This window comes from Bradyrhizobium cytisi, assembly GCF_008123515.1.
Taxonomy (GTDB): Bacteria; Pseudomonadota; Alphaproteobacteria; order Rhizobiales; family Xanthobacteraceae; genus Bradyrhizobium; species Bradyrhizobium cytisi.
In genome coordinates this window covers 161,108-171,486 of sequence record NZ_VSSR01000008.1, presented here as the reverse complement: position 1 = coordinate 171,486, position 10,379 = coordinate 161,108, and the positions used below count along the sequence as shown (strand labels likewise).

Sequence of the window (10,379 nt, the reverse complement as noted above, 5' to 3'; positions counted from 1 at the left end):
ATGGGCAACTACACATGGATGTTCGCAGGGCGCTGGGGCACCGAGCCGCTCAGCCGCAAGGCGCTCGCCAACGCGCTGCGCGGCAGATCCATCGTGCGCAAGGGCAAGCCGACCAGGTACACCGATGGGCTTTGCGCGCAGATCGGCATCAAGCCGTTCACGCCGCACGATTTGCGCCGATCAGCCGCGAGCCTGATGGGCAACATCGGGATCAGCCGCGCGACGGTCGCGCTCTGCCTCGATCACGCGATCATCAAGGACAACGATCAGCGGGCGGTGCCCGATGTAACCGGCAAGCACTACGATCAGGACCCTCGCATCGACGAGAAGCGCGCGGCGCTGCAGCGGCTCGCCGACGAGATCAGGCGCATCGTCGCCGATGAGGAGCCGGTCGAGCTGGAGGAGTCTCGCCGCCTGGCAGCATAAGAAATAATAAAAAACCTGAAGCCGCCCCATTGATCCGGGGCGGCTTTTTTGTTGAGCATGCGGGCGCGGCTGGGGCGCAGAGGGGCGAGCGATGCATCCTTTGCTTAGGCCGACATTCCCGAAGAAGCTCGCTTTCGCCGCAGGAGCCCTGTGGTGCGCGTGGACTGCCGGGGCAGCTTTGTCCATGCTCTCAAAAATAACGCACCGCTGCCCGCCGCTGCGAGCCAGCCCGAGCCTTTGACCGTGCTTGCGCGAAGCGAGTGCATCGCCCCGGTGCTGGCCTTTGATGAGCGCCGGCGGGCTCCCGAGGCAGCTATGCACCATGGGCGCATGGCTGATGCCGCCGCCGATACCGCGCCAGAGGCCCAGCGAAGGCCAGAGAGGCCCAGCGAGGCCCACGGGCGGGCCCCGGCAGGCGGCGAGGCATGCAGATCGCGTATGCGGGGCCAAGGGCCGCCGCTATATCCATATCGGGCGGCATTTGAGCTGGAGATGCAGGCAATGAGCGAAGCCGCCGAACTGGAGGAAGCGCTGCAGAGGATCGTGCAGTGGAGCAAGGCCTATTCGCTCGACATTTTCCCCGAGCCCGATCTCGGGCGGGCCGCCGAGCTTTTGAAGCTGGGCCACATATCGTTGGATGCGATCAGCGTGCATTGCATGCGCCACGCTGTCCTGGGCGTCGGCGAGATCGCCCGCGCAGCTCTCGCGCGGGCCGCGCGCATCGAGCGCGTTGATCAATCGCTGACGCGGCAGCTCTCGCGTTCGATGCAGCTGAACGCCGAGCTGCGGCAGCGAATCCGTTGAGCTGGAAGAGCAAATGACAAGCCGTAAAGAAATCGAGCAGCTCGCCGCCGAGATATCGAAGCAGCTCGCCGACGAGGGCAAGCTGATCGAAGCCGGCTGGGCCGGCTATCGCATGCTGGTGCTGCCGCCCGACGCGCCATCGATTCAGGTCGAAGAGTGCCGCCTCGCTTTCATGGCGGGATCGCAGCATCTGTTCAGCTCGATCATGACCATCCTCGATCCAGGCGAGCAGGAGACCGAAGCCGATCTCCGCAAGATGGACTTGATCGACAAAGAGCTGCGCGCCTTCGGTCGCGAGATGGAGCTGAAGATCACCCATGCTACGGGCTCGGCCTGAGAATTTTGAGCTGGCTCCGGTCGCGGACGCGCTGTCCTAATTAGGACACCCGGAACTCCGAATTAGGACACGGTGTTTTGTGACAACTGGATGGCAATGAGTTGCGCGTACTGTGGGGGAAGCGCGACTGCGAAGAGCCTCAGTCCCGCCAGCCCCGGACTGGGGCTTTTTCGTTTATGGGAATTAAAAACGCCGCTCGCGTAAATGACCGCGAGCGGCGGCTTTCCAGCCCCGGGTAAGCAAAACCTCGGTGTGCAATACTTTGCACAAGTTGTGCCAAGGTTGTGTCGCGTTCCGGGACACCTAAGCTGGGAAATGGACATCCCAAGTTTCGGTAGTGGGTCAGTTTGATTGTGACAGTCGGGCGGGGCTGGAATGTTGACAATTTCCATCGCATATTCCGGTGATGAAAAAGCGCATCGGTTGGAAGGTCTCCCGCATCATCGGAGGACGATACACTGCGGTACCCCTTTACGAGGGCGGCGTTGAGGGGGGCGGTTTTATCGAGCCGACCTTCGTTACGCCGGAAGAAGCCCAGAAATTTATCGGTTCGGGCCAAGCCGAGCGAACGCTGGTGGTGTTTGACGATCTTGAGCAGAGGAAAGACAAGTGACTCCCAAACGTCCTAGGGATCCCAACCAACTCGCCAAGTCGATCATCGACATTGCGACGGGGGAGACGCCTGACCGCGATCCCACTCCAGAGGAGTTAGGAAAGAGCGCCAAGGCTGTGGCGCGGGAGGGCCGGCGGAGCGAGGGGTGGCCCGGCACAGGCTGCAACACTTACGGCGGAGCAGAGGGCCGAGGTTGCCAGAGTGGCTGCGCAAACGCGATGGAAGAAATCGACCTGATCAGCCCACTTCGTCTAACTGACCAAGTTCTTCCAAGTCGATATTGAAATTGAAGTCCACCTGGATGGGCTGATCCGGACATTGCCGCTCGCTGTAGCTGTCCATATCCTGCTTCAATTGCCAGCACTGCCCCAAAACAAGGTTGCGGCGATTCGCGGCTGATATTTCCATAAATGGGCGTTCTGCATTTTGATCATCCCACTTCATGACCAACTGCCCATTTTCCCGGATGCGCGCCGAATAGTACTTTCGAACGCTGCGGCCCTTCCTATCTTTCACATGCTCAAGGCCCATGGCTTTCGATAGCTTTTCGGCGCACTGGCTTATGGCCATACCCCGCGTAAGTTGGTAGCGATCATTGGCAATCGCCCACTCGGCTATCTGCTCTCGCTTCGCGGGCCATGGCTCACCCGCGGCGCGGTAGTCCTCTACAATGCGGATTAGCTGATCATTGAAGGTAGCCATTGCTCAAACTCCAGCTTGTCCCGGAATGCGCGGAACGGTACCCCACCCATCGGTAAGGGCGGTTTGCGTTACAATTTCTCTGATCTTCACGAGATGCTTATGGAAGTGAGTGTACGGAACCTCATCCCGGTGCTGTAGCTGGCCGACGACGATACCAGGGTGAACCCCTATGCGCTTTGCAAAGAGCAAAATTCGCTGCTCTGAGTAGAGAGGTCTCACCCGCACGATGAAGCTATCCAATTCCGTCTTTGGAATTAGAAATTCTGCTGCAGCAGTGTTGGCCCGTATCTCCTCTGGAGGTAGGTCTCCCTTGCCCTGCACACGCTCCGTAAGCTCAACGTCAATGGTAACCAGTCCGTCTCGATTGAGGATGTGCTCAATTTCATGACGGAGCACGAACCAAAAGTTATTTACGCGATCAAATCGAATTGACAGCGCAATAACAGGGATTTCATTGAGCCAGAATGCTGCTCCATCGATCTTCGCGCCAGGCAAAAATTCCACAATTACAAACCTGACACCGGCTTCCGCCAAGATCGTAGGCACCTGTCTAAGCTCTTCCGGAGCAACGAGCAGGGCTCGCAACTTTGGAAGTGCGCGCCTTAGATTGGCTTCGGAATAGGGCACCGAATGAACTGCTTCGGCCAGTTCTTTTGCCCGATATAGCCATGCCCACTGCAGGTCGTTTCTAGCATCGTACTGTGCCGTATCTGACTGAGTGGCCTTTGCTGAGTGAGCAAACTCTGGCTGCTCTTCAAGGCTCTTGATGCGATAGAAGCGGCACACACGGTGCTCTACGACATCAAGATTATCAGATGGCTCAATCCAACTTCGCTTCATCAGTTCGCGCACGGGGAATTTGGAGTACAGCCTAGACCGGCGTGAAACCGTTTCATCGGCGGGCTGACTATTAGCGAGCCGGTACGCGCTATCAAGATTCATCCAATAGAGCGGATCATCATCACCAAATGCCATGGCCAATCCGCGCGCCGTGTCAGGCGTGATCTGCTTTTTGCCAGCGATAAGCTCATTCACGAGGCGAAGAGGGCGCCCCATGATCTGCGCAAGGTCAGCCTGCGTCCATCCGCGAGCGTCAAGCTCGTCTCGAATGAATTCCCCGGGGGAGAAGGTCTCAGCAGGTACGCGGGCAGCCATTTTTGATTGTTTTCCCTTCAGTGGTGGTAGTCGGCAATTTCAATGATCAGGACGGTCTTGTTGGGAGCTTCCCCTTTCAATTCCACGATGAGTCGCCACTGATCATTCAGCCTCATCGAATATTGGCCTTCTCGATTTCCCAGCAGCTTTTCAAACCGAAACGAGCGCCGGGCATAAAATGTGCGTTCATCGGCCGCCGACCTAATGTGAAGAACTGCCTTTCGGTAGGCCCTCACGATTGCGTCGCTGAAACCGGCGCTATACGTCGCGTCGGTTTCCAGCCGGTCCAAGGACGGGTCTTTGAAGGCAGGTTCCATGGACAACCCCTATATAATCTAACCAAACGTCTCGTCAATGCCATTTTCACACATAGTGTAACATTCGTTTTGACGGCGCCGTTGTTCTCGAGCGTAAGGATCAGTATGAACAAGCTGACCAGACAGGCGCGCGCTCAAATTCTGCACCTCCTTTGCGAGGACACAGTCTATTCGGGCAATTACACGTCTTACGGGTGTGAGCAATAACACGGTTGCAAAATTACTCGTTGATGCTGGGCACGCCTGCACTGCCTATCAGGACAAGGCGCTCCGCAACCTGCCGTGCAAGCGTGTGCAGATGGATGAGATTTGGTCGTTCGTTTACGCCAAGAACGCCAACGTGAGCGCTGCCAAGAACGCCCCGCCTGCCGCTGGCGACGTTTGGACTTGGACCGCTCTTTGTGCTGACACCAAGTTGCTTGTCAGCTGGCTGCTTGCGGACCGCAGCTCGAGTGCGGCGGTTGAATTTGTGGCGGACCTGAGGGGCAGATTTGCTAACCGCGTCCAGCTTACCAGCGACGGCTACAAACCCTACCTAGCGGCGGTTGACGATGTGTTTGGGCTGGACGTTGATTATGCCATGCTCGTGAAGCTGTACGGAGCCGATCCGCAAGCTGAGACGCGCTATCCCCGCCAGTGGGGCGACGACGTGTTGCGGATGTTGGTGACCGGCGGCCCGCCAGTGCGCGGTGGCGGCGGCATGCCCCAGCGCATCATGGTCAACTCGCGCTCATCGCCGCATTGCGCACGACCGGAGCCGGATAATCAGGAAACACGCCCGGCATCGGCGACAGGTTGCCGACGTACCGATTGACGACGCGCAACAGCGCGCGGATGGCCTCTTGGTTCGTTGCACATAGGGATCTCCTTCAGGCGAGCAGATGATCTGCGCCAAGCACCTTGCCGCCCTTTCACTCCCTCGCAACGACGGTGTCGTAGAGTCCGTAGTGGGTCAGTCTCTCGTGGCTCTCGATGCCCGTATAGCGTAGCGAGGCGTCTTCGTAGCGGCGGAACGCGAACACCGCCTGGTTCATCTGTTCGGTGTTGAACACCTTTAGGCGCACGAGCAGGTGAAAATCTTTCACCGTCAGGCCGGTGACAGCCAGGAACAAATCCGGCTCCAGCTTGGTAATCACGTCCTGCAGCGTGTTCTCGCGGAAGTCGGTCAGGTACATGAAGGCGGGAATGCGCGTCGCGAACTTGATGAGCTTCTCCTGCACAAGCTTGCGCCTGGACCTGTACTCTTTTTCCTCGTCGGTGAGCTGCTTCTTCTGCTTTTCCGTCAGCTCGCGCTCCTTCGCCTTGTTCTTTAGTTCCTTGACCTTCTCGCTCTTGTTGATGATGGTCTCGATGATGTTGTCGCCAAGCGAGCGCCAGCCCTCGATGCGCTCCACGGCGGCCATCGCCTCAGGGTTGTCGAGGATGCGGCGCAGCGTATCGTTATCCACGTTCACCAGCAGTGCGCTCTCCCACTTGCGCGCGAGCAGCGTCGCCGAGGTGCCCGCCATCGCGATGTCGAGAATACCGCCAGCGTCAATCTGCGTCATATTCGCGCCGTCATAGGCCAGCACGGGCAGAAACGAAACGAGGTCCTTGACGGCGTTTTCCGGGTTCGGCTCGTTGGGCGAGAGACCGATCCCATATTCGGAGAGCTGCCGTAGCGCGCGTGTGGGCGCGAAGTCGAACACGAAACAGGCGGGTTTGAGGATTTCTTCCTGGTTCGGGTTGTCGCCATTCGGGTTCTTGATCGACCATGGCGACTGCACGCGGAACGCGGCCTGAAAGTAGGTCTCAGGGCTCTTCAGATTGCGCAGCATCAGGATGGATGACCACTGCGGCACGGTTACGCCGGTGGTGAGCTTGCCGCACGACAGCGTAATGGTCTTCGTCTCGAACCCGCTCCCGATGGTCTTGCGTACCGGCGGCAACGCGTCGAGCCCAATGCCCGCCGAGGCGCCAGCCGCGACGACGACCTCGTACTCGTGCCAGAAGGTGTTGTGCTTCTCGGCCAACAGGTTCGCCATCGCGTGACAGGCCGCGACGTTGGGCAGAAACCAGAATGAATGCTGGAGGTAGGGCAGCAGGCGAGCGTCCGAGTACGGGAACGGCGGCCGTGTTCCCGTCTTGAGGCTCTCGACGGCTTTCGGAGCGTACTGGCCCCGGATGATGTCCAGCCATTTCTGCACGTCGCTCTTGTGCTTGAACTTTGCATCCTTGGCTGTGCCTTTTGCCTCGAAGAACGCGTTGAGGTCGAACTCGTCGAACTCCCCACCGCTCGCAATTGCCACCAGTTCGTCCGGCATCTGGTACGTCAGCAGGCGCATCTGCGGCAGCGCGCCGTAGGGATTCCACTTGTCGGGATTCTTGGTGGCGAACTCCTCCTTGGCGCGCTGCTCGTCGGTGTACGTCCAGTTGAAGATTTGTTCCTCGATAAACTCGCCCGTGGCCAGCGCCTTGAACGGCGTGCCAGAGAGATAGAGGTATGCCTTGGTCGTGATCGGCAGGAACTCGGTCTCTTTCTCCGAGAGTACGCTGAGGTCTTCGTTCACATCCTCCAGACCGGCGGCGTATTCGAGCTTGGCCTCTTTCTTCGCGACCGCCTCTTCCTCGCCCTCGAACAGTTCCTTCGCGGTGTCGCGCCACGCGCCGAAATGATACTCATCGAACACCACCAAGTCCCAATTCACCTCGTGGAGCCATTCGTTTTTGGGTTTGATGTTCCCCGCCGCGTCGCGACCCAGCAAATCCTGAAAGGAGCCGAAATAGACCACCGGCTTCTTCTTGTCGATCTTGGTCGGGTCGCTGTCGGAATTGCGCGAGAGGTACTGCCAGCCGTCGAAGTCCACGTGATTCTCAAGGTCCGTCTGCCACGCATCCTCCACCGCAGGCTTAAAGGTTACCACGAGCACGCGCTTGGCGCCAAGCTTCCTGGCGAGCTGGTAGGCGGTGAAGGTCTTGCCAAAACGCATCTTCGCGTTCCAGAGGAAGCGCGGAACGGCATGCTTGTCTTCCGCCCAGCGCGAGAGGAAGTAGGCGTGCGTCCTGTTCACGGCTTCGGCTTGCTCCCGGCGCGTCGGGAACGTCTCGGAATGCGTTCCCGTGAACTTTTGGCCGGTCCGGAGTTCAGTGAGGACGGTCTTCACGTCCCCGATCGAACAGCGCATCCACTCCAACTGGCCGTTCTTGAAGCCCTTCTTGACTAGGGTTGCGCGCACTTGGTGATCGGTGAAAATCGAGCCGTCGTCGCGCTCGCCGGATTCGTCCAGCTCGATCTTGTAGTTCTTGATGGCGGCGGTCTTTAACTGCTCGGCGACCCTCTGCTTCACGTCGCGGGTTGTTTGGCCGATCTTGAGGAGCCCTTCATGCGCATTGTCGGCAATCGAATAGGCGTAGATGCGCGGCCGTGCTTCTGGCTTCGGCGCGAGAATATCGTCGATGGTCTTAGACATCGAAGAGCTCAGCGTCCATTGGGCGGATCATCCTGTCGATGAACGCCTTCTCATCCTTGGTAATGCCGTACTTCTTGTAGAGCGTCTCGTCGGTCCAGTTTTGGCTCCAATCCTGCTGTGGCACCCACCGATAAACGCCCTTCATTGCGTCTTGGCTTATCTTCCGCAAAGACACCAGGAATCTGACAAACGACGTCTGAAGGTAGCGAGCAACGATCTCTGCCTGCTTTTTAGATTTAAGCGGCCCGGCAACGATCCACGTCTGCGTACAGACAGAGTTCGGTTCGGCAACGCCGGGCTTGCCTAGAACAGCATCTGGCAGGACGTGTCCGCCGCTATTCCCGGGACCGGCCTTCGGTGCGAGAACCTTCCAACTGTCAATGAGATGCGTATTCTTCGTTATGAGTGCGCGCTTCATTCTGCCGCTTCGTCTACCGGCATTTGAACTCGCATAAACCTTGACCTCTCGATCGCCGGGTTCGCCCGGCTTGAACGCCGCGAAGTTCGTTGCTAAGCCGAATGGCGTGTCACCCGTGAGCAAGTCAGAGAAACTGGTTTCTTTATGCTTGAGGACCTTCTTCAGAATGGCAGCGGCACGCGCGTCTCTGATAAACACGTCGTATTCGTCGAGTTTGCGGTTTGTCGGACCAACTATGTCGTCGCCGCGAATTAGCGTTACCGCACAGTTTCCGTCATGTTCGCTGTCCCATAGGAAGAAGCAAACGCCACTTTTGAGATCCACACCGGGAAACACCTGTGCTGAGTCGGGATAGTCAACCAAAGTGCGGACATGCCGATCGCCGAGCATCGTCGCACGGAAATCGTCCATGCCGCGTCCACCTGCCATCCAGCGCGAAGGAATGACCATGCTGAGATAGCGCGGCTCCAGCCGCATCGCCTGTTCAACGAACAGGTGATAGATTGAGGAATCGTTTGTTCCACCGCCTCCACCTGTCATCTGATAGGGAGGATTGCCGATGATCACGTCAAACTGCATGTCGTCTCCAAACAACTCGGCGACCCGAGTTTTGATATCGTCGGTGTGGATGAACGAATAAGCGTGGGTTTCAAGTCCCTTCCGGTTCTCAAAGATCGTTCGCGGCGCGCCGCAATACTTGCACTTCGCCACATCCCAGGTGTGCTCCATCCGCTCGAACCAGACGTTTCCGCTCTCTGTAGTGAACGATCTGGCGACGGAGTGCTCGCCGTTGGCGTACTTGCTGCAATACAAGCTGCGCCGAGCCAACAGGCTGGTGAGGTAGGTGATGCCGATGCCGAACACCTGTTCCATCAAGATGTGATCGACCCGCTCTTCGAGGTCCGGAATCTCGTTCGCCAGTCCTTTCGTGAGGCGGTTGGTGATCTCGCGCAAGAACACGCCCGACTTCGTGAACGGGTCCAAGAACTTCGCCGTCTTGTCCGCCCAGAGGTTCGCGCCGTTGTGGTCGGCCGCCCACGCTTCGGTCAGCGTATCCAACATCCGGTTCGCAAGCTCCGGTGGCGTGAACACCTCGTCGTTCGAGAGGTTCGCGATGCACGTCAGCACATCCGGGTTGCGCCCGCGCAGCGCAAAACCAGCCTGCGTGCTCATGCGGCCTCCTTCGGTGTGCCGCCGTGAGCGGCGGCGGCCAGTTCGCTTACCGTCATCGGCGGATAGGTCTTGATCGGCGTGAATATCTCGTGCTTGCCCAGATGGGCAAAGAGCGAACCCTCCGCGCTGAAAGCCGATGATCCAGTGAGAACGTCGAAGCGGAAGTCGCGCCGCTGGAACTTACCCTTGCCGATGTAGCCCCACTCGGCAAAGGTGATGGGCTGGCCGTCATGCGTGCGCATCGTTAGCGCGTCGCCGTGCACGAGGTTCTGCCACAGCACGTAAGACGTGGCGCGATACGAATCGTCGGATTTATTCAGGTTCAGATAGTCGGCGAAAATTTCGAGCAGGTTCGCGCGACACTCGGCGATGTTGTCCGCCAGCAGCTCGATGCCGTATACGCACATCAGCGCGAGAAGAGCGTAGTGCCGCTTTTCAAACTCGGACTTTCCGAACTTGAGCTCAACGGCGGCGAGCTTCCGCTGTAGGACCCGGACCAGGAAGTTGCCGCTGCCACATGCTGGCTCCAAGAAGCGCGAGTCAATGCGCTCGGTCTCACCCTTAACGAGGTCGAGCATCGCTTCCACGATCCAAGCAGAAGTGAACACCTCTCCGTGGTCGGCGACGCGTTTCTTTGATTTGATCAGGCTCATTGGTCAAATGCACTCGGACTTATTTCGCCACGAATCGGCTGCCGCTTCGCTTTTCCGACCTGCTGGCGGCATTTACAAGCTTGACCCGCCAGGCATGCTGTAAGCAGCGCGTGACGAACTTGGTGCAGGTATCGCGCTTCTATGCCCCACGAATCCTTCGATTTCAACAATAACGGAGGAAGCATATCCGCGCGGACGTGGGGGGGCACCCCAAAACCGGTTCTTTCCAACACTTCCGCGGTGAGATCAGCCCTGATCGGCTAAACGGTCCTCGAATGCCTTGCCCCGACCGTTTGGAAAGGGAGAGGAATCGGCAGAATCGGCGCCCCTCT

Annotated in this window: 9 protein-coding genes and 3 pseudogenes; 5 read left to right on the top strand and 7 right to left on the bottom strand. The window is 58.5% G+C overall.

Translation table 11 applies throughout. The features are described from left to right. From FXB38_RS04995 to FXB38_RS04980, 4 genes and pseudogenes are all read left to right on the top strand, one after another. Positions 1 to 426, top strand: a pseudogene (locus FXB38_RS04995) (hypothetical protein); the annotation flags it as partial. A 501-nt stretch (positions 427 to 927) separates the two neighbouring features. Continuing rightward, positions 928 to 1,230, top strand: a complete 303-nt coding sequence (locus FXB38_RS04990) for a hypothetical protein (protein ID WP_148749650.1) — start codon at positions 928 to 930, stop codon at positions 1,228 to 1,230. Positions 1,231 to 1,243: 13 nt separating this feature from the next. After that, on the top strand, positions 1,244 to 1,567 hold the full coding sequence (locus tag FXB38_RS04985; protein WP_148749649.1) for a hypothetical protein: 324 nt from the start codon (positions 1,244 to 1,246) through the stop codon (positions 1,565 to 1,567). Between the two features lie 406 nt (positions 1,568 to 1,973). Continuing rightward, positions 1,974 to 2,180, top strand: a complete 207-nt coding sequence (locus FXB38_RS04980) for a hypothetical protein (RefSeq protein WP_148749648.1) — start codon at positions 1,974 to 1,976, stop codon at positions 2,178 to 2,180. Between the two features lie 237 nt (positions 2,181 to 2,417). Here the strand turns inward: FXB38_RS04980 and FXB38_RS04970 are convergent, their stop codons facing one another. The 3 genes from FXB38_RS04970 to FXB38_RS04960 are packed head-to-tail and all read right to left on the bottom strand — an operon-like array spanning position 2,418 to position 4,354. Further along, on the bottom strand, positions 2,418 to 2,882 hold the full coding sequence (locus FXB38_RS04970; RefSeq protein ID WP_148749647.1) for a hypothetical protein: 465 nt from the start codon (positions 2,880 to 2,882) through the stop codon (positions 2,418 to 2,420). 3 nt (positions 2,883 to 2,885) lie between these two features. Next, a complete protein-coding gene (locus FXB38_RS04965) occupies positions 2,886 to 4,037 on the bottom strand; it encodes an ImmA/IrrE family metallo-endopeptidase (RefSeq protein WP_148749646.1) in 1,152 nt (383 codons plus the stop codon). A gap of 17 nt (positions 4,038 to 4,054) precedes the next feature. Continuing rightward, the gene (locus FXB38_RS04960) at positions 4,055 to 4,354 is read right to left on the bottom strand and encodes a type II toxin-antitoxin system RelE/ParE family toxin (RefSeq protein WP_148749645.1); all 300 of its coding nucleotides are present in this window, start codon (positions 4,352 to 4,354) and stop codon (positions 4,055 to 4,057) included. Positions 4,355 to 4,459: 105 nt separating this feature from the next. Between FXB38_RS04960 and FXB38_RS04955 the strand changes: the two are divergent. Further along, a pseudogene (locus FXB38_RS04955) lies at positions 4,460 to 4,982 on the top strand (IS1 family transposase); the annotation flags it as partial. Positions 4,983 to 4,984: 2 nt separating this feature from the next. Here the strand turns inward: FXB38_RS04955 and FXB38_RS43620 are convergent. The 4 genes and pseudogenes from FXB38_RS43620 to FXB38_RS04935 all read right to left on the bottom strand — a co-directional run. Then, positions 4,985 to 5,190 (bottom strand): annotated as a pseudogene (locus FXB38_RS43620) (SOS response-associated peptidase); the annotation flags it as partial. Between the two features lie 75 nt (positions 5,191 to 5,265). Next, on the bottom strand, positions 5,266 to 7,803 hold the full coding sequence (locus FXB38_RS04945; RefSeq protein ID WP_148749644.1) for a DEAD/DEAH box helicase family protein: 2,538 nt from the start codon (positions 7,801 to 7,803) through the stop codon (positions 5,266 to 5,268). After that, positions 7,796 to 9,394 carry an Eco57I restriction-modification methylase domain-containing protein gene (locus FXB38_RS04940; RefSeq protein ID WP_148749643.1) on the bottom strand — a complete coding sequence of 533 codons (1,599 nt, stop codon included), beginning with the start codon at positions 9,392 to 9,394 and terminating at the stop codon, positions 7,796 to 7,798. The genes FXB38_RS04945 and FXB38_RS04940 overlap by 8 nt, the downstream gene beginning before the upstream one ends. Further along, positions 9,391 to 10,047, bottom strand: a complete 657-nt coding sequence (locus tag FXB38_RS04935) for a DNA methyltransferase (RefSeq protein ID WP_148749642.1) — start codon at positions 10,045 to 10,047, stop codon at positions 9,391 to 9,393. The genes FXB38_RS04940 and FXB38_RS04935 overlap by 4 nt, the downstream gene beginning before the upstream one ends. Positions 10,048 to 10,379 lie beyond the last annotated feature (332 nt).